Source organism: Salinivibrio proteolyticus, assembly GCF_027286365.1.
GTDB classification, from domain to species: domain Bacteria; phylum Pseudomonadota; class Gammaproteobacteria; order Enterobacterales; family Vibrionaceae; genus Salinivibrio; species Salinivibrio proteolyticus.
Genome location: NZ_CP114585.1, coordinates 469,390 through 493,024, shown reverse-complemented (window position 1 = coordinate 493,024; position 23,635 = coordinate 469,390). Strand labels below are relative to the sequence as shown.

Below are 23,635 nucleotides of genomic sequence, written 5' to 3'. Positions count from 1 at the left end.
CCTTTTAAGCATCGGAAAATTAGCGCTCTCAGAGATAACGGGCAAGTGCCACGCGCTTGTGTTTGCAGAAGTAGGATCGGGATATGTTAGAGGCAAAGGACGTTGCGTTTGCCGTCAACGGAAAAGTGTTACTCGATAAGGTGAGCTTGTCGTTTACGCCGGGAAAAATCTGTGCGTTAGTCGGACACAATGGGTCGGGCAAGTCGACGTTGATAAAGCTGTTAGCGCAGCAACAGGCAACCAGCAGCGGGCAGATCGCATTAGACCAAAAACCCTTATCAAAATGGTCGGAAAAAGCCTTTGCGCGCGAGGTGGCGTATTTACCACAGCATTTACCGGCAACAGATAACTTAACCGGGTACGAGTTGGTCAGTTTTGGTCGCTATCCTTGGCATGGCTTGCTGGGGAGGTTGACCAAAGCCGATCACCAAGCGATCAACGAGGCAATGGCGCTCACTGGTACTCAGGATTATGCCGAGCGCTTGGTCGATACCTTATCGGGCGGCGAGCGCCAACGGCTGTGGATTGCGATGCTGCTGGCTCAGCAAACGCGTTACTTACTGCTCGATGAGCCGCTATCTGCACTGGATGTAGCTCACCAAGTTGAAGTGATGACCTTGGTGCGTAAACTCAGCCGAGAGCTGAATAAATCTATCATTATCGTGGTGCACGACATTAATATGGCGGCGCGCTTTTGTGATGAGATTGTCGCGCTGCACAGCGGGCAAGTCCTGACTCAAGGCGCGGTTAACGATGTGTTTCAAGAGTCGGCCCTCAAATCGATTTATGGCATTGAAATGCCGATTGCCGACCATACCGCCGGCTATGCGGTTGCTATGCCGGGGGAGTTATCGCCGGTATGATCAAGTCCTCTTTTTTGACGCTTGTGGTCTGGCTGACCGCGGCCATGATGTCAGCGAGCGTCAGCGCATCGCCTCGTATTCTCTCGCTAGATTGGACCCAAACTGAAACCTTGTTGGCCTTAGGGGTGACGCCCGTCGCGGTCGCGCAAAAGGCGGATTACAATTCGTGGGTGAAAGCCCCGCCCATTCCAGAAAAAACCGTCGATATTGGGCTTCGCACCCAGCCCAACATGGAGCGTTTGGCCGAGCTTCACCCCGATAAAATTCTGATCTCGCCCATTTTTAAGGCAATGAAGCCCAAGCTAAGCACCATTGCGCCGGTCAGCTCAATTCCTCTGTATGAAAGCGGCCTAAGCTGGGCGTCGCTCAAAACCGTGACGCGGCAAATTGCGCGCGAGGCCAACCGTCCGGAGGCCGGTGAAACCCTGATTGCTAATGCGAAACAGCAATTGGCGAGCTTGCGCGATACCATTCCCGGCGAACAGCCACCGCTGTTGATGATCCAGTTTCTGGATGCCAATCATGTGCGGGTGTTTGGGACCAACAGCCTGTATCACGCCGCTATCAGTGAATTGGGGCTCAGCAACGCGTGGCAAAACACCACCAACAGTTGGGGGTTTAGCATGGTCTCCACCCGCGAGCTGCTAGACCTTGATGCCCAACTAGTGATTGTGCGCCCACTCCCCGCGGGCGTTGAGCAAACTCTTCAGACCAATATGTTTTGGCAATATTTGGTTAAACGCACGGGGCATACGCCATTGATGATTGATCCGGTATGGAGCTTTGGGGCGATTCCATCGGCGTTACGCTTTGCCCGCCTTGTGACCGCGGCATTGATCGACCAAGGAGGGCAGGCATGAAACTGAACCTGTTATGGGTGCCCTTGGCGTTACTGGCGGCACTGTTAAGCCTCGCCTCCACTCAGTTGGGGCAGTGGAATGTGAATGCATCCATGCTCTGGCAGTCGCTGTGGTCGCTGGATGACAGTGCGTCGATTGGCGTTGTGATGCATTTAACCTGGTGGCCGCGCTTGGTCACCGCATTGCTGGCGGGGGCGTGTTTGGGGCTGGCCGGTACCTTGATGCAACAAGTGTTGCGCAACCCCTTGGCCTCGCCCTCGACGCTGGGGGTGGCGAATGGCGCTAGCTTGGCGTTGATGCTTGCGACGCTTTATGCCCCTTGGCTACTGACTTGGTCGAGCGCAATGGTGGCGATGTCTGGCGGAGTGCTGACCATGCTGGTGGTGTTTGCGCTAGCATGGCGACGCGGCCTATCGCCCACCGTAGTGGTGATCGCGGGGTTGATTTTAAACCTTTACTGCGGCGCGCTCAGCACCGTGCTGCTGTTGATGAATCAAGAAGCGCTACACGGCATGATGGTGTGGGGCGCGGGCTCGATGGTGCAAACCGACTGGCACAGTGTGCAAGCCTTACTGCCGCGTATTGGATTGGCGGTCGTGTTGATCCTTGCCTTATTAAAGCCGCTCAACGTCTTGAGTCTTTCGGATGAAGGGGCGAAAAGCTTGGGCGTATCACTGGCGAAAATCCGAGTGATTGCTCTAGGGCTATCTGTGCTTCTGACCGCGTGGGTAGTTAGCTTGATTGGCGTGATTGGCTTTGTCGGTCTCGCCGCGCCCGCGATTGCGCGTTTATGTGGCGCACGTAAGCTTATTACCCGTTTGAGCTTGGCGATGATTTTAGGTGCCTTGATGTTGGCAGCCACCGATTTGGCTGTCCAACTGTTACCCGGCCGCCGGGCAATGATGGTGCCCACGGGGGCGGCGACGGCAGCGTTGGGAGCGCCTCTTCTTTTGTGGTTGTTACCACGGGTGTCACTGGGGAATCGTCAACGCCAACAAATGCATGCCGGTACGTCCGCACCACGTCAGGATTGGCGACTAGGCCGAACGCTGATGTTACTGGTGTTGGGTGTGGTGATTTTTGCCACCGTATCGCGTCAAAGTGAGGGCTGGCAGTGGCTGGCGCTCAGCGGCGATTGGTCTTTGTTGGAATGGCGCTTGCCACGGTTGCTGGCCGCGGCATTGGCGGGTGGTGTGCTTGCTGTTGCCGGTGCCGTGCTTCAGCGTTTAAGTGCTAACCCGATGGCGAGCCCTGAAGTGATGGGGATCAGTGCCGGTACGGCGCTGGGACTGATTGTCACTATTTTTGCTGGCATGGGCGCATCTATGCTGAGCTTATATGTCGGTGGTCTAATCGGTGCGGGGGCAACCTTGGCGTTGATTGTGCTGCTTAATCGCAAAACTGGCTTTCAGCCAGAAAAGGTGTTGCTCACTGGCGTCGCGATAGCCGCACTGATGCAAGCGGTACAAAGCTTCTTGATGGCAGGTGGCGATCCTCGCGCGTATCAAGTGCTCGCGTGGATTTCAGGTTCAACCTACTATGTGACTGACAGTACGGTGACCACACTGGCTTTGGTTGCTGCCGTGCTGGTGGCGCTAGGATTAATGTGCCAGCGTTGGCTCGATATTTTGCCGCTCGGTGGCGAAACGGCTCAATCTTTGGGGGTTAAGGTAGGGCGTGCCCGCATGCTGTTGCTGGCCCTCGTTGCGGTGATGACCGTCAGTGCCACCTTGGTGGTGGGGCCGCTCAGTTTTGTCGGCTTAATGGCCCCGCACATTGCGCGTAGCTGGGGGGCGAAAAATGCCCGGGCGCATATGGTCACCGCCGGTTTGATTGGCATGGGATTGATGCTGTTTGCCGATTGGCTCGGACGACAATGGTTGTATCCGCAAGAAATGCCGGCTGGGATCATTGCTTCCTTGATTGGCGGGCTATACCTAATGATCGTGCTACGTAAGCTATAGTTTTAGCGCACGGTGATCGACAGGATCGCCTCATCCCTAACTAAAGAGATGCAGGTTGCATCTCTTTTTGTTTGAGGAGCCAAGAGAATGAACAGTGATTCCATGCAGCGCGTGGCGGTTGTCGGTGCAGGTGGCGCGATTGGTGAAGCTTTTTGCCGCGCATTGCTCGACAAACCATCCATTCAGCAAGTCTTTGCGTTGGGGCGCCACCCCGCACCACTTGCTGAGATAAGTGAAAAGGTGGTGCCTGTGGCGGTGAATATTCGCGATGAAGCATCAATACAAGCGGCGGTCGAGCACATCGACGACAACAGTTTAGATGCGGTGATCATTGCCTCGGGAATGCTTCATGATGATGCGGTGAGTCCAGAAAAGCGGCTCGCGGCGTGCAGCAGTGAGGCCATGCACCAGCTTTTTGATGTGAATGCGGTTGCGCCGCTGCTGTTGAGTAAACATCTTGCGGCCAAATTGAAACGCAACGCTGAGGCGAAGCTCGCTATCTTGTCGGCGCGCGTGGGCAGTATCAGTGATAATCGTGCGGGCGGTTGGTATGCCTACCGTGCAAGCAAAGCGGCGGTGAACATGTTGATCAAATGCATGAGCATCGAGCTTGGTCGCCAAGACAAATCATTAACCGTGGTTGGCCTGCATCCGGGGACCGTCGATAGCCACTTATCCGCGCCATTCCAAGCCAATGTTAAGCCCGGTAAGCTATTCAGCCCGGCGCAATCGGCTGGCTATTTGCTATCGGTATTAGATGGCCTCGATAGTCGCCACACCGGTCGTCTGTTTGCGTGGGACGGGGAAGAAATTGCCCCGTAGGTTGGGGCATTGATGAGTCATTTCCAATGCAATGGCTGCTCTAAGGTCGACAAAGGCTTTTCCGTGCCAAGCCCTATCATTTCATCGTATGCCGTGTCAGCGACTAATACGTATTGCGCGGCATTAACCCATTCAAAATCCTCTTTCACCGCCAGCAAGCTGCGAGATAAATAGGGCTTATCGCCGTGATAGATCAGCTTTTGCTCCACCGTATCACCGTGACTTAAAAAGGCGATGGCTTGATATAACATGCCATCAATGCCACGGATCTGAATCTTGTCAATGTTGTCATAATTTATCAGTTCGCTCAGTTGTAAATTCATCACTCGTCCTTGCAGTTAGGCCTTTCTCAGATACTACGAGCCATGCAAGCACGCGGATCCCTCCAGGGTGAGGCATTACCCGTAGCGATAGCCTTTTGGATACGCAATGTAAAATAAATGTTACGCAAAGGTAAAATTAAAACCAGAGTGAGGAGATGATTTTCTCAGCAAAGTCGACGTAATCTGTGAGTAACGGAGACATTGCGTAAGGCTAAGGGCCGCTGTTTACGCGCGATTTTTACGCCAGACAACGACACAAGGCGGTGAACGTGAAACAGAGTAAATACGAATCCAAACCAGTCGATGAGCTGGGTCGTGTAGCCTGGTCGGCACAAGAAAACGATGTATGGCGCCAGTTAGTCACACGGCAGCTTGCGTGTATCAAAGACAAAGCGTGTCAGGAATATCTCGACGGGTTACGAATGCTCGACTTGCCGCATGACACGGTGCCACAGATCCCTGATGTGAATGCCGTGTTAATGCGAGAGACGGGCTGGCAAGTGGCCCCTGTGCCTGCGTTGATTGATTTCGACCAGTTCTTCGCTTTACTGGCGGACAAGAAATTCCCTGCGGCGACCTTTTTGCGCACCAAAGACGATTTCGATTACTTGCAAGAGCCGGATTATTTTCATGAGATCTTCGGTCACTGTGCGATGCTGACCCACCCAGCGTTCGCTGAATTTACCCATATGTATGGTCAATTGGGTAAGAAGGCCACGCCCAAAGAGCGCGTCTATCTTGCACGCTTATATTGGTTTACGGTCGAATTTGGTTTACTCAGTGACTCGCAAGGCAATCGCAGTATTTATGGCGGCGGCATCTTGTCTTCACCGGCGGAGACCGAGTACGCCTTTAATAGCGACAAAGCGGTGCGTAAGCCTTTAGAAGTGATAGATGTCATGCGCACGCCATATCGGATTGACATTATGCAACCCATTTACTTTACCATTGAGTCGATTGACGATTTATTTGCCATCAGCCAACGTGATTTGATTGCTGATGTGCATCAAGCCATGGAACTGGGCCTTCATGCGCCTTTGTTCCCGCCCAAACCGAAAAAGACAGAACAGCAAAAGGAAACGCAACATGTCTGAACTAACTGAGTTGAAATGTGAAGCCTGTAATATTGATGCCCCTTTGGTTAGCGCTGAGGAAATGCCGGTGCTGCTTAAAGACATTCCGCAGTGGCGCAAAGTAACACGAGATGGGATTGATCAGCTCGAACGTGAGTTCACCTTCCGCAACTTCAAGTTGGCGTGGGCGTTTGCCAACCAAGTGGCTGAGCTGGCTGAGCAAGAAGGCCACCATCCCGCTATCTTGCTGGAGTGGGGTAAAGTGACCGTGACTTGGTGGTCGCATAAGATTAAAGGCCTGCACAAAAATGATTTTATTTGTGCGGCGAAAACCGACGGCATTGCCCCTGAGTAAACCAAAAAAAGCCCCGAGAGTGATCTCGGGGCGTATCTTTTTCGCTCACTTGCTATCTATCCCTGTCACGCAAGTATCAATCCTGCGCCGCCAATGCTTTTCATTGGCATAACTCTAAATAGAGCAAGATAAACTTCAAAAGTGACGCGGTCACTTTTTCGTGTTGTTCTTACTCTTCTTCGTCGCTTGCGTCTTTTTGCTTAACGGCAAAATACTGCGCCAAGATTTCATCGGTGAGCTCACCTTTCTCTTCAAGGGCTTTGAGCTTTGCCACAATCGCTTTTTGTTCGTCGAGTGATGGCAAAGTCTCTGGCTCATGCTCGGGCGCGTCATCGGCAATATGCTGTAAAGGATCCATAAGTTTACATCTCATACGGGATTAACAAATTTACTGACAAGCCTACCATATTCTGGCATGTCGCGTGCCTGATTGATGATTGCACGCTGGCATAATAGTCACTTCATGTCGTTGTTAAGCGTCTCGCGTGTTCTTGAAGATGATGCTTTTGCGCGATGTCGCTTAGTACTCGGTTTGGCGTATTTTGGCATACGCTTTTGAGTATTTTTAGCCTAATACTATGATTTATTTACCGTCTGTCTTGGCATATGGAACAAGTTTTTATTGTCATACTTTAGTAGAAGCGCATAGGATGGAAGGAGCACAAGGCGTGCAGGGTGTCGTGTTAAACGACGCAGGCCTTTAAATGGAAACCCGCACACAGCGGCTATCGCGAGGAAGCAATGATGGACAGATTTGTTGAGTTCTATCACTTAAATGCATTCGTTGCACAAGGACAGGGTGGGAATCCCGCCGGTGTTGTTAGGCATGCAGATATGCTGGATGATGCACAAATGCAGGCGATTGCAACAGACTTCGGTTACCCCGAAACGGCATTTATTTGTCATAGCGAGCATGCTGATGTCAGATTGCGGTTCTTCACCCCGACCAATGAGGTTGCGTTTTGTGGTCACGCCACTGTGGCAACATTTTCTGCGCTTTGGCAATTGGGTGAACTTGAAGCTGGCGATTATACGCAAGAAACCGGGGCAGGTGTTCTGCAAGTGTCCATCTTGGCTTCGGGAAAAGTTAACTTTGAAACGGCAATCCCAGTTATCAGTGATGGGCCGAATGAAAAGGTGATTGCCGATGCATTTCACATAGACAGTAAAGATATCCTATCGACGGGATTGCCAGTCAAAGTCGTATCTGCGGGTGGACCCAATATCATTTTGCCGCTTGCGTCCCTCGATGCACTGGCTCGGATGTCACAAGACAGAGAGGCGGTTATTGCGCTGACGGAGGCTTACAATTGCATTGGGGTACATGCGTTTGCTTTGTCGCCCCACGAGTCAGATATTACTGCGTGTTGTCGAAACTTTGCACCTGCGGTCGGGGTGGATGAAGAGGCGGCTACTGGAAGTGCTGCTGCCGCCTTAGCAGCGTACTTGACTGAGTATCAGGGCACACATAATCGGTTTGTTTTTGAGCAGGGTGAGCATATTGGGGCGCGATCGCTACTGTCTGCCGTGGTCAAAGTTGACGCGCAAGGCCATCACCGCGCTTGGGTGGGTGGCGAAGCAAATACCTTAGCACGGCGTGGCTATCGGCTAGATGCGATTAGCGCTTAACTTACTCTGTTCAAGCAGAAAAAATCATCAGGGTTGGCGCGATTAGTCTACGTTTATTAAAGGGATCTAATTTGCGGGGTTAACATCGTGAGTGAAACCTTCTTTTCGTGTCAGCCAATTTTTGATGACCGACAGCAGCACTGGGGAAGTGAGCTGCTCTTTCGTGAAGGTCTAGAAAACAAGTTCCCATCAATTGACGAAGACACTGCCACATCAAGGATACTGAGTGCTAATTTCCTGTCTGGTAATGAATTAGACGACCAGTTGCGTTACGTGGTGAGCTTTTCCGAAACCGCGCTATTGGATGAATTACCGCTTTCGATGCCAGTGGCGCGTCTGGTTATCTGTATTAGTGAGAAAACCCGTCCCTCCCCATTACTACTGAACAAGCTCAGAGCCTATAAAAAGGCGGGTTTTATGTTACTTGCGTCTAGCTCGGTCTTTTCTAATCAATGGTTAGAACACATTAATCTGTTTAATTTAATCAGTGTCGATATGGATCGTGATGATCCTATGCGTTGGGTAGGAACCATCTCTGATTATCCTGATATCCGCTTTTTAATTCGAAAAGTAGAGAAGCAAGAAGAGTTTACGCTGGCGCAGCAATTTGGTTTTAGCTTGTTTCAAGGTTACTTTTTTGAGCAGCCGAAAATCCGGCGTCAAAGTGATGTTGCGCCGTCAGTCATCACCCTGTTGGATGCCTGTATTATCATCAACCGAAGCCCTTATGACATTGACGAAATAACAGACGTTATATCACGTGACGTGTCCCTGCTTTATAAGGTGGTCACCAGCGCCAATATACTGGCCAAGTCCAAGAAAAAAAGTATCACTAATCCCAAACAAGCGGTGGTTTATCTCGGTTTAGAGTCATTACGCCGTTTAATTTCTCTTCTCATTATGTCCAATATGAATCATCAGGAGTGTTTACATTTGCAAAACGCTGCCATTTTGCGCGCAATTTTTATGCAACAAACTGCACCTATGTTGAAAGGACTCGATGGTGATGAAGGTTTTCTGGTTGGTGCTTTTTCTTTTTTAGATGCCATGTTGGGGTGTCCGATGGAAGATGTGGTGGGTCACTTGGATCTGAGCCAAGAAGCTAAGCAAGCTTTACTGGCACAAAATGGCCACTACGGTGCTTTACTGGAAGTATGCAAGAATATCGAGCATGCCAACTGGGATTGGGTGTCGAAAACTTGCGAAAAACTGAAATTGAAAGAGCGTGTCGTGTTGAAAGCGTTTGAGAAAGCGCGCGAGCAAACGCAAACACTCGCCGCAACCATGCAGGTATAAGTATGAATCGAGTGGGAATGCGCTTAGCTATCGTTTTGATTGTGTTGGCAACACTGCTGCTAGGTGGATTTGGCTATTATAACTATCACGTTGCCAAGTCACGCTTAGAGTCGGACATGAATCAGGACTTGACGTCCATCAGCCAGCGACTCAAACAGCGCCTGCCCACATTGATGTGGAATTATGATTTCGAGAATGTTCAAAATGATCTCGATAGCGAGATGGGATCGCGATACGTCCATCGCTTAGAACTGGTTGATGTTAATGGACAGTTCCGCTACGTCACAGACTCAAAAGGGACGCGGGCAGATTCTGAACTTAGTCAGTTGACCATTCCACTTGAATACGATGATCGCAGCCGTTCGGTAAAAGTCGGCGATCTGATCATTTATCGTGATAGTAGGTACATCGATAAAGAGCTCAGCACCGAGATATTACGTACGACGACGCAGATTATTTTGCTGAACTTGCTGGTGGGATTCTGTATTTGGAAATATGCCAAGCAAATCAGCCGAGCCGAGCAAAGCCGCGCTTATCTCGATACCGTTATTCATAGCTATACTGATGCACTCTTGGTGCTAGGTGATAAGCATTCGATTATTACCATCAACGATTCGGCCAAGCGGCTGTTTGAGCTTGAATCTGTCCCTGATGAAGCCATCACACTGTCGGCCATTGTGTCTCGTGTTAAGCCCAACTCGCGCGCCTATTTTTCACAGGCACTTTACGATTTGAATGGCAAGACTAATCGCTCTTATGAAATAGAAACCGAGAGTGGAGAGCGGGTGGTGCAGGTGAAATCCACTCCCATCAAAGACGAAGATCCACGCGCGCTGAATGTCGCTATCATTCGCGACATCACCGAACAACACCTTGATAAACAAAAAGTCTCTAAAGGGGCTGAGTTATTCTCCGCCATGAAGAGCTTACAAGATAAGTTTCTGATTCGAGAGGATTTTAGTAAAAGTTTCCATGATGTCCTCAAAATCTTGCTGCGTATTGGTGAAAGCAATCATGGCATTATTGTTGAAGTGGGAGGCAATGATGAACCTGAGCAAGTGGGCTTACCCTATCATGTGCTTGCCCAAACTCGCCTAATTCAAAACGGTTACGTAGGCGACGAGTTTGTTCGTAATTTGTTGATTGAAATTATTGAAACCAAACAAAGTAAACGTAGCCTGCAAATGGCGGGTGTCGCGGGTAACAACCAAAAAATGATCATCAATGTGTTGGGGTTACCGCTATACATGTCGAATCAACTCGTCGGCGTGGTCTGTTTATTCGATGAATCAACCACCTATGATGATGAGTTGCAAAGCTGGATCGATCCGATCTTGTCGAGTTTGAGTTCAATGATTCACTTTGTTCAACAGAAAAACCTGAACGATATGATCTCTAAAGAGATGGCGAGAGCGAAAGAGCAGGCGGAACGCGCTAATGAATCAAAGACCAATTTTCTGGCGATGATGAGCCATGAGATTCGCACACCGATGAATGGCATTGTAGGGATGTCGAACTTATTAATTGAGACGCCACTGACGCAACAGCAGCGCTATTTTGTCGATACCTTGCAACATTCCTCTACCGCGCTACTAAATATCATCAACGATGTGCTCGATTTGACCAAAATCGAAGCCGGTAAAATGACGCTCTCTAAACAAGTACTCAATGTGGCTGATCTTGTTCACGAATCCTTGAGCATCTTCACTGCCAAAGCGGCAGAAAAACAGTTGCGACTCCATTGTTATATCGATCCTCGTATGCCATGTGATATTGAACTCGATGCGGTCCGCTATAAACAAGTGATTATCAACTTAGTCGGCAATGCGGTGAAGTTTACCAAGCAAGGGCATATTTATGTTCGCTTGTATCAAGCGAAAGATGGCGAAGTCACGAATCTTGTCATGGAAGTGGAAGATACGGGGATCGGGATCCCAGAAGATCGCCATGAGGCCATCTTTGAAAACTTTACTCAGGTGGATAACTCGTATTCGCGCTCTTATCAAGGGACAGGTTTAGGCTTACCGGTATGTCGTAAATTGCTGCGATTGATGGATGGCGATATCACTATTCGTAGCGAGGAAAACAAAGGCACGACGTTTGTGTCTACTGTGCCTATCACCTTCACTGACTCTCCACATACACTGTTTGATGGCTATGAACTGAGTGCAGAAGAAAAAGCGCAGCGGGTTTGTTTGGTCTCAGAAGATAATTTGCTCACCACAACATTGGCAGCATACCTCGATCGCCTGTCTGTCTCGTTTGTCAGTGTTACTGACGGGGAGCAAGTTGATACGCGAGATAGCGAACAGCTAACCTTGATGATTGATCAAGACAAGATGCAGAGCTGTCAACATTTAGTGGGTAAAGTCGCTAAGAGTGTCGCCATTAGTCATAATGGACATCACGATACCGGTATGCAGACGTTGACATGCCCAATTAATTACAGCGAGTTATATCGGGTATTGACCTCGAATGAGGCGGAGCTTGATGACAACCTTGCGGTAGTTGGGCAGTACGACAATATTCGCTTTGATTTAAATGTTCTGGTCGCGGAGGACCACTTAGTTAACCAAGACTTAATCGATATCATTCTCGCCAAGCTAGGTTGTAAACGCACATTGGCTGAGAACGGCAAAGAAGCGCTTGAACTGCATAAAAAAACACCTTTCGATATTATTTTAATGGATTGCCAAATGCCTGAAATGGATGGCTTTGAGGCAACGCGCCGTATTCGTGAGTTTGATAAGCACACACCGATTATTGCCGTGACCGCCAATGCGTTATCGGGGGACGCAGAGCGTTGCTTGGACGCAGGCATGAATGGGCATTTAGCCAAACCTTTCAGCAAGGATCAGTTAATTGAACTGCTTATTCTCTATTCCAGTAACGATGCAGTTCATTATGACGATCCGCATGACACCGATGATGGGCTGGACTTGGCGGATTTAGATGAAAAGACGTTGACGGAAGGTGAGCACACTAGCGATTCTGAAACAGACACAGACACAGACACAGACACAGATATTGAACCTGACCCCGATCATCATATGAATGGAGCGGCAACCATGGAATCCACTGAGTCTCCCGTCGATATTGCGCATGTCAAAGAACAGGTGGGCGATAGCATGGATCTGGTGAAAATGATCCTTGACAAGTACGTGAATAATCAGACCAATGACTTAGAAAGAATGGAAGTAGCGTTCGATGAGCAAGATGTCGCTGCTGTTAAGAAGCTCGCTCATAAGATGAAAGGTGCGGCGGCGATGATTGGTGCGAATACGCTTTCAGGGATCTGCTTAGAACTTGAAAAATCACCCGCGGAAGATACTGAAACACTCAAAACGTATTTACCGACAATTCGTGAACACACCCAAGCTATTGTTGAGCAGGTCTCTGGCCTACCGGAAACACCTTGATACATCCTGTCACGCTCGTTAGCATGGGCATAGTGTCAAATTAGATTAAAAATTAAAGACCAATCAAACACCTAGTGCTTGACTATTTAGTCGAGTACTAGGTTTTGTTGTGAGGAAAGGCAGATGAACAAAAGTGCTGTGCTGGTTTGCACCGTCACCTTACTGCTTAGCGGCTGTGGTGAAAAGGCGACCTCTGCACCATCCGATACACCATCTCGACCCGCAAAGTTATTAACGGTAGTGATGGGTCATGAAGGGATTACCCGTCAATTTCCCGCCCAAGTTGAAGCCGATGATAAGGCGTTGCTCTCCTTTCGCGTCTCAGGCGTGATTGAGAGCATGCCGGTGAAAGCAGGTATGGATGTTAATCAAGGCGATATCTTAGCGGAGCTGGATGGCCATCAATATCGCCTACAGCTAGACAAGGCCACAGCGCAGTATCAACTTGCTCAGGTGCAGTTCAATCGTGCAGATCGTCTACACAATGACAAAGTCATATCCGAGCAGCGCTTTGATGAAGCGCGCTCGGCGTTGAGTGAGGCTGCTGCTGGTTTAGAGCAAGCACAGGCGAACGTGAATTATACGCAGCTAAAAGCGCCATATTCAGGAACCGTGTCTTTGCGCATGAAAGAAGTCAATGAGTTTGCCCGAGCTCAAGAGCCTATTCTCCATATCCAATCGAAAGATATTATTAACGTCAGCTTTCAATTACCTGAACGCTACTTTCATTACTTTAGCCAACAAGCCAAGCAGCTCACGCCATTTGTAACGTTTGACGCATATGGCGATCGTCGTTTTCCTGCCCAGTTTAAGGAAATGGATACAGAAGCGGACACGAAAACAGCGTCTTATCGGGTTACAGTGAGCTTGATGCGGCCACAAGCGGTGAATGTATTGCCGGGAATGGCTGCGAAGGTGAGTGTCACCATACCGACAGATACAGAGACCGCTATTCCTGACTCAGCACTGGTCACGAAAGGAGAAGACCTTGGTGTTTGGCGAGTCGATCCGCAAGGTGTTGTGTCTTTCACGCCCATTCGTTTAGAGGATGGCAAAGTGAGTGATGGCCTTGAAAATGGCGATGTGATTGTTGCGACCGGCGCGGGTGCGCTTCAAGAGGGCGATCGGGTACGTGCTTGGGTGAAGGAGCGTGGACTATGAAATCAGTCGTAAAACTCTTGAGTATCGGGGGCTGTGTGATGCTCCTCTCGGCGTGCCAGCCTGAGTCAGCTCCTCGCGAGGTGACAACGCCGGTGGTGACAACCTTTACGGTGCACCATCAGCAACAAGATGAGCGCATTACCTTCCCTGCGGTAGCTGCTGCGGCAGACAAGGCAACGTTAGCGTTTCGGGTGCCTGGCGAGGTGCAGCAAATTAACGTAAAAGCGGGTGATCTGGTTAAGAAAGGCGATGTGCTCGCTCGACTTGAACCAACGGACTATCGCTTAGCGGTCGAGAACGCCAGTGCGCGCTTTGATGTCGCGGATGCTCAATACCGTCGCTCGGCACCCTTGGTCGAGCAAGGCATGCTGGCTCAATCACAATTTGATGAGCTAAAAGCACAGCGCGAAATTGCGCAAGCAGAGTTGGCGCTGGCGAAGCTGCATTTATCCTACGTTGAGCTGAAAGCACCGGAAAATGGCGTTATCTCTCGTGTCAGTGTGGAGCCATTTGAAACCATTGCGCCGGGGCAAGCGATAATGAATATCCACGATGCCACACGTGCCGACATTCGCATTCAAGTCCCTGATATTTTGTTTAGTCGCAATGCCGGTGTAAATACGCAATCGGTGCAAACGCGATTGGTCCCCGAAGTGATTACCCAACAAGGCAATACCTTCAAGGCGTCGATCGACGAATATACCGCCGAGCCGGATCCGCAAAGCGGTGCCTTTGTGGTGACCTTAACGATGCCGATGCCAGAGCAACAATTTATTCTCGATGGTATGCCCGTTCAAGTCAGTATTTCTCGTCAAGGCTTGCAGTTAACCCGAACTGGGCTCTCTATACCGATAGAAGCGGTGTTTAACCAAGATGGTGACCCGCTTGATCGCGAGCACAGTTATGTGTGGCTCTTGAATGCTAAAGACAATACCGTGCACAAGCAACAGATTGAGATGGGGCGCATCCATGGTCACCGGATTGAAGTGGTTGAAGGATTGAAACAGGGCGATCGCATTGTTGTTGACGGCGCGAATCAACTGGCCGACGGACAAACCGTACAGCTCGCGTCAAAAGAGGAAAAGAGATCATGAAGCAAGGCGTGGCAGGCTATTTTATTCAAAATAAAGTCATCAGTTGGATGATTACGCTGATCTTTTTGATTGGGGGTACCATCGCTTTTTTGGGGCTAGGGCGCTTAGAGGATCCGGCCTTTACCATTAAAGATGCAATGGTAATCACCAGCTACCCTGGTGCAACGCCGCAGCAGGTTGAAGAAGAGGTCACTTATCGGCTCGAAAAAGCGGTTCAACAGCTTACCTATGTCGATGAAGTTCGCTCTATTTCCAGTCGTGGCCTTTCCCAGATCACGGTTAAAATGAAACCCAAATATCGTTCGGATGACCTTCCCCAGATATGGGATGAGCTGCGCCGAAAAGTGAACGATGCACGGGGACAACTTCCTCCCGGTGTGAACCCGCCACAAGTGATGGATGACTTTGGTGATGTGTACGGGATTTTATTGGCGATAACCGGTGACGGATATAGCTACAGCGAGCTTAAAGACTATGTGGATTATTTGCGTCGTGAGCTCGAATTAGTCCAAGGGGTGGGCAAAGTACAAGTGACTGGTACGCAACAGGAACAAGTCTTTATCGAAGTGTCGATTCAGCGCTTGAGCAGCTTGGGTATCTCTCCTAATACCTTATTTAACCTGCTGGCAACCCAAAACTTAGTGAGCAATGCGGGCGCTGTGCGAGTGGGGGATGAGTATATTCGTATTCATCCCACCGGCGAGTTTTCGTCTGTGGATGAGTTGGGCAATTTGATCCTCACTGAAGCGGGTTCACAAGGCCTGATTTATCTGCGCGACGTTGCGGATGTAAAACGGGGATACCAAGAAGTACCGAGCCAAGTCCTGTCGTATAACGGTAAACAGGCGTTGCAAGTCGGTATTTCTTTTGCTGATGGTGTCAATGTGGTTGAAGTTGGCCAGAACGTCGATAAACGTTTGGCTGAGCTCAATGATAATCAGCCGGTTGGTATTCAAGTGCATCATGTGTATAACCAGCCCGATGAAGTCGACAACTCGGTCAGCGGTTTTGTGTCTAGTCTTGGGCAAGCGGTGGCGATCGTTATCATCGTGTTGCTGTTTTTTATGGGACTACGCTCGGGCCTGTTAATTGGCTTGGTGTTGTTGCTAACTGTGCTAGGCACGTTCGTGTTTATGCGCTACTTCGATATTAATTTACAGCGTGTGTCACTCGGTGCCTTGGTCATCGCGCTTGGTATGCTAGTGGATAACGCGATTGTGGTGGTTGAGGGCATATTAGTCGGCTTAAAGCGTGGCCGAACGCGAATGCAGGCCGCGCACGATATTGTCACTCAAACCAAGTGGCCTTTGTTGGGGGCGACCGTGATTGCGGTAACAGCGTTTGCGCCGATTGGCTTATCTGAAGATGCAACCGGTGAGTATTGCGGCACCTTGTTTACGGTTCTGCTGATCTCCTTGATGCTCAGCTGGTTTACGGCCATTACGCTGACGCCCTTTTTTGCCAGCATGTTTTTCAAAGAAACCACCGTCTCCGAGGGTGATGAGCAATCGGACCCCTACAATGGCGTGCTATTTGTGATCTATAAACGATTCTTATCGTTTTGTATGCATCATGCCTATCTGACTCTGCTAGTGATGGTTATTGCGCTGGGAGCCAGTATTTACGGGTTTAGCCACCTGAAACAATCCTTCTTCCCTGACTCGACCACACCGATGTTCATGGTGGATTTATGGCTGCCTGAAGGGACAGATATTCGGGCGACTCAAGGCACTTTGGATGATGTCTCAAGCTGGTTGAGTGAACAAGAGGGCGTGAGCTATGTATCGACCAGTGCTGGGAAAGGGTCTCAGCGCTTTATGTTGACCTATTCACCAGAGAAAACTTACGCTGCGTACGGTGAGCTGATCGTCCGTGTGGATGAGTATGCCCATGTAAAACCCACGATGGGACTGGTGCGTGCTCATATTCAGCAGCAATATCCGAATGTTCAACTTAAGCTCAAACCGATCACTTTAGGGCCGGCTTCGGGGTCAAAAATTGAAGCGCGGATCATCGGACCTGAGCCGACGGAACTACGAGCTATTGCTAAGCAGGTAGAAGCGCGTCTTCATCAAGATCCAGACGCCGTCAATATTCGTCATGACTGGCGCGAACGCACTAAAGTGCTCGAACCTGAGTTTAACGAGAGCCAAGCGCGTCGCTACGGGATTACGAAAAAAGACGTGGACGACCTTTTAACCATGACCTTCAGTGGCAAACGTATTGGCGTGTATCGTGATGGCACCAATTTAATGCCCATTGTAGCCCGCTTGCCGGATGAGGAACGCGTCAATATTAATACCCTCGAAGGGATGAAGATCTGGAGCCCTGTGCTGAAAGATTATATTCCTTTGCAACAGGTGATCCTCGACTATGACCTGCGTTGGGAAGACCCCATCATCATGCGTAAAAATCGCAAACGCATGCTGACAGTGATGGCTGATCCCGATCCGTTGGTTGGTGTCACCGCGGCGACGCTATTGACGCGGGTCCGCAGTGATATCGAGTCGATTCCTCTTCCAGAGGGCTACCGCATTGAATGGGGCGGTGAGCATGAGTCGTCCACAGAAGCAAAAGAAGGGCTGTTTAGTATTATGCCTCTGGGTTACCTCTTTATGTTCTTGGTAACCATACTGCTATTTAACTCGGTGAAAGAGTCGTTAATTGTTTGGTTAACCGTGCCGCTTGCAGTCGTTGGGGTGACCACGGGTCTGCTCTTACTGAATACGCCGTTTGGATTTATGGCATTACTCGGCTTCTTGAGCCTAAGTGGTATGCTGCTGAAAAATGGGATTGTATTGATTGACCAAATCAATATAGAAGTTGCCAGTGGCAAACAGCGCTACCAAGCGGTAGTGGACGCGGCAGTAAGTCGTGTTCGTCCGGTCTGCATGGCTGCGGTGACGACCATTTTAGGGATGCTGCCGTTGTTACCGGATGTATTTTTCCGCCCAATGGCAGTGACTATCATGTTTGGATTGGGCTTTGCGACTGTGCTAACACTGATTGTGGTACCTGTACTGTACCGGATTTTTTATCAAATCCATTATCACCGTAATGCCTGATACGACTAAGCACCGCAACCGCGGTGCTTTTTTTATGTCAGTGTCTCAAGGTTGAGGCTGTGGATAACTGCAGAACTATCCACAAAAACAGTTAATAACTCGGTGAATTACGTCGCTAAGAGGCATCAGAAGCGCGATAGTTAAATGTCAATATGCTGAGTAAGACTTTTATAGATCAGTCACACTCAAACCGGATGCTAAATGTAACTGCTTGATTGCCAAAAAGAGAGCGTAAGAGGTTGAGTTGGCATGGCAAAGCAGCTTACCGAAACGGTAAGGCTGCTTTACGATAAATAAAGAGAAACTAACTAATTTGCTTGAGGGATAGGGTTAAGTCAAAGGTTGCCATGGGCTCATCGCCATGAAGCGTGGGGCAGGTAGCCACAATGGTAACAGGCTGGTTGACACGCTCACCGGTTTCGATGGTTTCGCGGATCATGGCTTGGATTTTTTGCCCATCGAGGCAGGTAAAAATCACATCGTCTTCTGGGCGCTTATGAAAATCTGCCGTGACTGCTTTGAAAGCGAGACTGATTTTAATCCCGTGTTGCTCGGCCATCGCCATGGCAAGAAAACCGCCTGCCACATCGGCACCTACCGCTAGCGCGCCAAAATACATGCTATTTAGGTGGTTTTTAGTCCGGCGTCCTAATGGGATTCTCATTTGTACGTGCTGATCGTCAATGGCAAGAATTTTGGGTCGACACCAACCAATCATGGGAACTTTGAGAAACCCAAACAGCGAAAGGTGCTGATTAGCACGAGCCAAAGGGGAAGAAAACATACACACTCCTTGTTAATCTGGTCATACCTGTTCAAGCTACTCGTTGCTACACTGCGGCGTCAACATTTCATTAACAACAATGCGGAGTGGGTAGCTAAGATTGAGGCTGTGGCAGTAAACCTTGATAATCAGCACGTGCAATAAGGGCAACGGTCTTGTTGTCGTTTATCTCTCCTGACGCAATGCGTGCTCTTGCCTCGGCCACGGTCATCAGACGGAGTTGGACAAATTCATCATCATCCAGATTCATTTCAGTCTGGGTGAGGTCAGAAGCCAGATAGAAGTGTTGAACTTCATCACAAAATCCGGGCACGGGGAGCGCAGAACCCAGCGAGTGCCACGAAGTGGCTTGGTAGCCAGTTTCCTCTTCAAGCTCACGCTTTGCACCTTCTAGCGGGCATTCATCACCCTCTAACGTCCCAGCGGGTGCTTCTAGCAACCATTGATTAACTGCGGGTCGAAATTGATTGAGCAATACAAGGCGACCATCCCCGAGTATGGGTAAAATGACCGCCGCGTCTGGATGGCGAATCATATGATGCCGATGAGGACGTCCATCAGGCAATACGGTTTGTGCTTCTACCAACGACAAGCGTTTCCATTGGTGGTAAATCGTCTCTTTCATCCTATCCTCAACGCGTGTTGCACCCGTTTTTAGTGCAGTGTTTTGGTGTAAAATATGGTAGCATTCGCGACCTTAAATGGCGCTATTGCGCGCTTTGTCATAGAAATACTATTGGAGTAATACCTTGCAATTTGACGATCTGGGATTAGATAGACGTTTACTGTCGCTCATTGCCCACCGTGGATTTGAAAAGCCAACCGATATCCAGCGACAGGCCATTCCTGTTGTTATGGCCGGGAAGGATCTGTTGGCCTCCTCAAAAACGGGCTCAGGGAAAACGCTGGCTTTTTTATTGCCGGCGATGCAGCGCGTGCTACGTACTAAAGCTCTCAGTCGTCGTGACCCACGTGTTTTGGTGCTCGCGCCAACACGAGAATTGGCAAAGCAAGTGTATGGGCAATTGCGTATGCTGACCAGTGGTACACCCCATAAAGCCGCATTGGTATTGGGGGGGGAAAACTTTAACGAGCAAGCGAAAGTTTTCCGTCAATCACCCACTTTCGTTGTGGCCACACCTGGACGTCTTGCCGATCATCTTAAACAGCATCACTTGTCGTTAGCTGGATTGGAAATGCTGATCCTTGATGAAGCCGATCGTATGCTCGATCTTGGCTTCAAGGCGCAATTAGATGCCATTAATGAGCAAGCCAACCATCGTTTACGCCAAACGCTCATGTTTTCTGCGACGCTGGACCATCAGCAAGTGACAGACATGGCTGCAGGGTTGCTTAAGTCCCCCAAACGCATTGCGGCGGGAGAAACGCATACGCTACATAGTGACATTGAACAGCATTTTGTACTGAGTGATCATCTTGATCACAAGCATGCGCTATTGGATCACTTAATGGAAGCCAATACGCACAAACAGGTGATGGTCTTTACCGCAACGCGCGCAGACACTGAGCGTCTCGCTGAGCGGTTCAATCAAGCCGGCTATAAAGCAATTGCCTTGAGCGGTGAGCTCAACCAGTCATCTCGTAATCGCATTATGGATGAATTTGAGCGCGGCATTCATGATGTGTTGGTCACTACGGATGTAGCATCTCGGGGGCTGGACTTGCTTAACGTTTCTATGGTGATCAACTTTGATTTACCGAAGCATGCGGAAGAATATATTCACCGTGTGGGGCGTACAGGGCGAGCTGGGCATCAAGGTTTGGCTTATTCATTGGTTGGCCCTAAAGACTGGCGAAGCTTTAAGAATATTGAAGCGTTTTTGCGTTTAAGCTTATCTTTCACTGCGATTGAGGGCCTAACGGGTAAATTTAAAGGTTTCAAAGAGAAAAAGTCGGCCAAACCTCAGTCGAAAGGGCCTGCGAAACGTAAAAAGCCAACTCAAAAGGCGAAGCCGAAAGCGCCCAAGAAACGCGATAAGAGCTTTTATAACAATGTGCCTGCTGGCGATACGCCCATGATGCGGAAAAAACCTAAACCAGAATAGGGCAAAATACCGTTTATCGAATAAAAGGAGGGGTATCCCTCCTTTGTTTTATCTATTATGCCGGCGGCTAGCTACCATCAGGAAGATATTCGCTGTATATCACTAAATTTTGTACACCAATGAAACTTTGTTTTGCTTAACGCTATGATGCCCAAAAATCTCACTTTTCTTTGGTGAAACTGTGCTTTTTTGCAGCAATTTAATTACATATTACGTACACTGTGCAGCAATCGTTGCTTGATGGTTAAGCAAATGCGGGTTGGCGTGTGCGGTGGACGGCTGCATACAAGATTCATTGACTATTAATAGGAAACGCTGTGGAAACTGCATTGGTCGTTGCTTTTATCACTGCTGCTGCGTGGATTGTGCGCCGCGAACGTGCCGCGCAATAAGCGCCTCACGAGATAACTTGCTGACTAGGCCCTTTAAAACCTCATTCTGTCAGTAAAAAAGCCTTCTCTTTTGAGAAGGCTTTGTTATTTATCGCGCACCGAATAGGCGCGTACTGAAGAGGGAAGTGAGGTTAGTTGTCGTAGTAATCGCCGTCTGCTACCTCATGAAAATCTTCAACTTGGCTCGCGGCTTTAAAATCCGCAGCCGGTTTTGTAAGCCGTCGACGTAACATCGACACTTGCTCTTCCAAGCGATGTGCGGTTTCGATATTACCTTCTTGATAGGCCTCTTGAATTTTTCTTTCAAATTCATCAATACGTTGAGTCATCACCATCGTTTTACCCTCCGACAGTTCCCACGCACAATGACGGCGAACGTCCTGACATGGGTTTTATCACCACGTACACAAGACACACACCACCTTCATAGATGGCATACGTATCTCACATAAAGTTAGTTTAATATAGCGATAAAGCCAGTGAGAGAGGTCACACTGACACGGTCACCCAGAGTAGGAAAGAATAGGGTGGATGACCGTGGCCTATTAATACAGGTATCTGACTGAAAAAATCAACCTATTTTCTTCAAGACCGTTTGCCCGCCACGTCGCGCCCAGTGAAAGTGTCTCTGTTGAATGAAAGCGACCGCCAAACTCGACAATGCTCTCGCTGTCATCTTTGTCGAAAATAATCGAGCCGACATACATTGTGGCTTCGAAAGGAGGGGCGATCCAAGCTCGTGCTCCGCCACCAATTACTGTTGCAATGTCGCCGGTGTCATGTTTGTCATCCTCTGGACGTCTTAGCCACGCAGCTTCGATTTCTCCGTACAGATCGACAAATTCGTTTACCGGGGCGTGAAAGCCTGCACCGGCAGAGGTGTACCAGTCGCCTTCAAACTGCGTATCTCCTTTGGCGACAAAGTGTGCGCCCTCCATAAATGCAAAGCGCGCTAGCCCGCCTAAACCACTTGGGTTAGCCAAAACGTTAATCTGTATGTGGTTGTAGTTGAAGTTAGTGGCGTGAGCATTTGGCAATAATAAGCCACATGCCAGAGCCGCGCTTGCAATCAGGCGTTTTGTCACGTGATACGCTCCTTAATCGTTTAGTGTCAGTGTAATAGTATGTGTAGAGCATGCGCAATAAGTGACCGCAAGGCGGTGGCTTTTTTATGAGTTGACGCATAGTTGTCAAAATATGGAAAAATTCAATAACTGTTTCTAGTCAAATTTATCTATGTTTTTTTATCTTTAAAACTCGTAAAAAAATATTTGCACCGTCGCGGTGTTCACGTTAGCGTAAAGGCTCATGAAGAAAAAGCAGCCCGATGAAGCTGCATGCAAGCACAGGATCAAGCCCATGAGTGTACACCCGACAGATGATGTAAGAATTCAACAAATCAAAGAGTTGCTGCCACCGATCGCTGTTTTAGAAAAATTCCCCGCCACAGAGATAGCAGAGAAGACCGTGGTCGACGCACGTCAATCCATTCATCATATTTTGAATGATGAAGACGATAGATTGGTGGTCGTAGTCGGCCCTTGCTCCATTCACGACCCAAATGCTGCCAAAGAATATGCCAGCAAGCTCAAAGCTCTCCGAGAAGAGCTTAATGACGATTTGGAAGTGGTGATGCGCGTTTATTTTGAAAAGCCGCGCACGACGGTGGGTTGGAAAGGCCTGATTAATGACCCTTATCTAGACAACAGTTTCAAGATTAACGATGGCCTGCGTTTAGGAAGAGAACTCCTCCTTGATATTGCCAATATGGGCCTACCGGCGGCAGGCGAATTCCTCGATATGATCACGCCGCAATACATGGCCGATTTAATCAGTTGGGGCGCTATTGGTGCGCGTACCACTGAGTCTCAAGTGCACCGTGAGTTGGCATCAGGCTTGTCGTGCCCGGTTGGTTTTAAGAACGGTACGGATGGCAATATTAAGATTGCGACGGATGCTATTCGCTCAGCAAGCGCGCCGCATCAGTTCTTATCGGTAACCAAATACGGCCATTCTGCCATTGTTGCAACGGCAGGGAACGATGACTGCCACCTGATCCTTCGCGGCGGCAAGGCGCCTAACTACAGCACAACAGATGTTGATCAGATCTGTTCATCGCTTGCAGGTGCCGGGTTGCGCCAAAAAGTAATGATCGACTTTAGTCACGCGAACAGCAGCAAGCAATATCAAAAGCAAAAAGAGGTTTGCAACGATGTAGCGGGGCAAATTGCTGGCGGCAATGACGCAATCTTTGGCGTCATGATTGAAAGTCATCTGATTGAAGGGCGCCAAGATCTGATTGAAGGCCAGTCGCTCACTTATGGACAAAGCATCACTGATGGGTGCATTGGCTGGGAAGACACCGAACTAACTTTACGTCAGCTAGCGGACGCTGTGAGAGCTAGACGAGGCGCAAAACAGCAGCGTAAGCGTGCTTAAAAAAGAAAAGGGCCAGCGTACAATGCAGGC

General features: G+C 49.2%; 20 protein-coding genes. 14 read left to right on the top strand and 6 right to left on the bottom strand.

Annotated features, from left to right (window positions below):
• Window positions 1-83 precede the first annotated feature (83 nt).
• From N7E60_RS16155 to N7E60_RS16140, 4 genes are all read left to right on the top strand, one after another.
• Complete coding sequence (locus N7E60_RS16155; protein WP_077599455.1) at window positions 84-863, top strand: ABC transporter ATP-binding protein; 780 nt, start codon at window positions 84-86, stop codon at window positions 861-863.
• Window positions 860-1,723, top strand: a complete 864-nt coding sequence (locus tag N7E60_RS16150; protein WP_269598663.1) for an iron-siderophore ABC transporter substrate-binding protein — start codon at window positions 860-862, stop codon at window positions 1,721-1,723. Before N7E60_RS16155 ends, N7E60_RS16150 begins: the two co-directional genes overlap by 4 nt.
• Window positions 1,720-3,687 (top strand): Fe(3+)-hydroxamate ABC transporter permease FhuB, encoded by a 1,968-nt coding sequence (gene fhuB, locus N7E60_RS16145; protein WP_269598662.1) that lies wholly within the window; start codon window positions 1,720-1,722, stop codon window positions 3,685-3,687. The genes N7E60_RS16150 and fhuB overlap by 4 nt, the downstream gene beginning before the upstream one ends.
• Window positions 3,688-3,774: 87 nt before the next feature.
• Window positions 3,775-4,509, top strand: a complete 735-nt coding sequence (locus N7E60_RS16140) for an SDR family NAD(P)-dependent oxidoreductase (RefSeq protein WP_269598661.1) — start codon at window positions 3,775-3,777, stop codon at window positions 4,507-4,509.
• A 17-nt stretch (window positions 4,510-4,526) separates the two neighbouring features.
• Here the strand turns inward: N7E60_RS16140 and N7E60_RS16135 are convergent, their stop codons facing one another.
• Window positions 4,527-4,832: a DUF6482 family protein gene (locus N7E60_RS16135; RefSeq protein WP_269598660.1), complete on the bottom strand. Its 306-nt coding sequence runs from the start codon at window positions 4,830-4,832 to the stop codon at window positions 4,527-4,529.
• Window positions 4,833-5,053: 221 nt separating this feature from the next.
• On the opposite strand from N7E60_RS16135, the gene phhA reads away from it, so the two are divergent.
• A complete protein-coding gene (gene phhA / locus N7E60_RS16130; RefSeq protein WP_077640848.1) occupies window positions 5,054-5,926 on the top strand; it encodes a phenylalanine 4-monooxygenase in 873 nt (290 codons plus the stop codon).
• Entirely contained in the window at window positions 5,919-6,260 is a 342-nt protein-coding gene (locus N7E60_RS16125) for a 4a-hydroxytetrahydrobiopterin dehydratase (protein ID WP_077457263.1), read from the top strand. The genes phhA and N7E60_RS16125 overlap by 8 nt, the downstream gene beginning before the upstream one ends.
• A 169-nt stretch (window positions 6,261-6,429) precedes the next feature.
• On the opposite strand, the gene N7E60_RS16120 is transcribed toward N7E60_RS16125, so the two are convergent.
• Complete coding sequence (locus N7E60_RS16120) at window positions 6,430-6,618, bottom strand: restriction endonuclease subunit S domain-containing protein (RefSeq protein ID WP_077457265.1); 189 nt, start codon at window positions 6,616-6,618, stop codon at window positions 6,430-6,432.
• Between the two features lie 383 nt (window positions 6,619-7,001).
• Between N7E60_RS16120 and N7E60_RS16115 the strand changes: the two genes are divergently transcribed.
• The 6 genes from N7E60_RS16115 (at window position 7,002) to N7E60_RS16090 (ending at window position 17,924) form a co-directional block, all read left to right on the top strand.
• Window positions 7,002-7,889, top strand: a complete 888-nt coding sequence (locus N7E60_RS16115) for a PhzF family phenazine biosynthesis protein (RefSeq protein WP_241824969.1) — start codon at window positions 7,002-7,004, stop codon at window positions 7,887-7,889.
• A gap of 87 nt (window positions 7,890-7,976) precedes the next feature.
• Window positions 7,977-9,185, top strand: coding sequence for an EAL and HDOD domain-containing protein (locus N7E60_RS16110; protein ID WP_077457269.1), 1,209 nt, complete (start codon window positions 7,977-7,979; stop codon window positions 9,183-9,185).
• 2 nt (window positions 9,186-9,187) lie between these two features.
• The gene (locus tag N7E60_RS16105) at window positions 9,188-12,604 is read left to right on the top strand and encodes an ATP-binding protein (RefSeq protein ID WP_269598659.1); all 3,417 of its coding nucleotides are present in this window, start codon (window positions 9,188-9,190) and stop codon (window positions 12,602-12,604) included.
• Window positions 12,605-12,727: 123 nt separating this feature from the next.
• Window positions 12,728-13,765 carry an efflux RND transporter periplasmic adaptor subunit gene (locus tag N7E60_RS16100; protein WP_269598658.1) on the top strand — a complete coding sequence of 346 codons (1,038 nt, stop codon included), beginning with the start codon at window positions 12,728-12,730 and terminating at the stop codon, window positions 13,763-13,765.
• Window positions 13,762-14,859 carry an efflux RND transporter periplasmic adaptor subunit gene (locus N7E60_RS16095; RefSeq protein ID WP_077457275.1) on the top strand — a complete coding sequence of 366 codons (1,098 nt, stop codon included), beginning with the start codon at window positions 13,762-13,764 and terminating at the stop codon, window positions 14,857-14,859. The genes N7E60_RS16100 and N7E60_RS16095 overlap by 4 nt, the downstream gene beginning before the upstream one ends.
• Window positions 14,856-17,924, top strand: coding sequence for an efflux RND transporter permease subunit (locus N7E60_RS16090; protein WP_269598657.1), 3,069 nt, complete (start codon window positions 14,856-14,858; stop codon window positions 17,922-17,924). The genes N7E60_RS16095 and N7E60_RS16090 overlap by 4 nt, the downstream gene beginning before the upstream one ends.
• Before the next feature lie 304 nt (window positions 17,925-18,228).
• On the opposite strand, the gene N7E60_RS16085 is transcribed toward N7E60_RS16090, so the two are convergent.
• Window positions 18,229-18,708 (bottom strand): PaaI family thioesterase, encoded by a 480-nt coding sequence (locus N7E60_RS16085; protein WP_077457486.1) that lies wholly within the window; start codon window positions 18,706-18,708, stop codon window positions 18,229-18,231.
• Window positions 18,709-18,802: 94 nt separating this feature from the next.
• Window positions 18,803-19,333, bottom strand: a complete 531-nt coding sequence (locus N7E60_RS16080) for an NUDIX hydrolase (RefSeq protein WP_269598656.1) — start codon at window positions 19,331-19,333, stop codon at window positions 18,803-18,805.
• A 124-nt stretch (window positions 19,334-19,457) separates the two neighbouring features.
• On the opposite strand from N7E60_RS16080, the gene N7E60_RS16075 reads away from it, so the two are divergent.
• A complete protein-coding gene (locus N7E60_RS16075) occupies window positions 19,458-20,774 on the top strand; it encodes a DEAD/DEAH box helicase (protein ID WP_077640860.1) in 1,317 nt (438 codons plus the stop codon).
• Window positions 20,775-21,297: 523 nt separating this feature from the next.
• On the opposite strand, the gene N7E60_RS16070 is transcribed toward N7E60_RS16075, so the two are convergent.
• Both N7E60_RS16070 and N7E60_RS16065 read right to left on the bottom strand, forming a co-directional pair.
• Window positions 21,298-21,495 carry a hypothetical protein gene (locus tag N7E60_RS16070; protein WP_131825065.1) on the bottom strand — a complete coding sequence of 66 codons (198 nt, stop codon included), beginning with the start codon at window positions 21,493-21,495 and terminating at the stop codon, window positions 21,298-21,300.
• 216 nt (window positions 21,496-21,711) lie between these two features.
• A complete protein-coding gene (locus N7E60_RS16065; protein ID WP_077457480.1) occupies window positions 21,712-22,251 on the bottom strand; it encodes a hypothetical protein in 540 nt (179 codons plus the stop codon).
• A 274-nt stretch (window positions 22,252-22,525) separates the two neighbouring features.
• On the opposite strand from N7E60_RS16065, the gene aroG reads away from it, so the two are divergent.
• Window positions 22,526-23,605: a 3-deoxy-7-phosphoheptulonate synthase AroG gene (gene aroG / locus N7E60_RS16060; protein ID WP_269598655.1), complete on the top strand. Its 1,080-nt coding sequence runs from the start codon at window positions 22,526-22,528 to the stop codon at window positions 23,603-23,605.
• The last annotated feature ends 30 nt before the right edge of the window (window positions 23,606-23,635 follow it).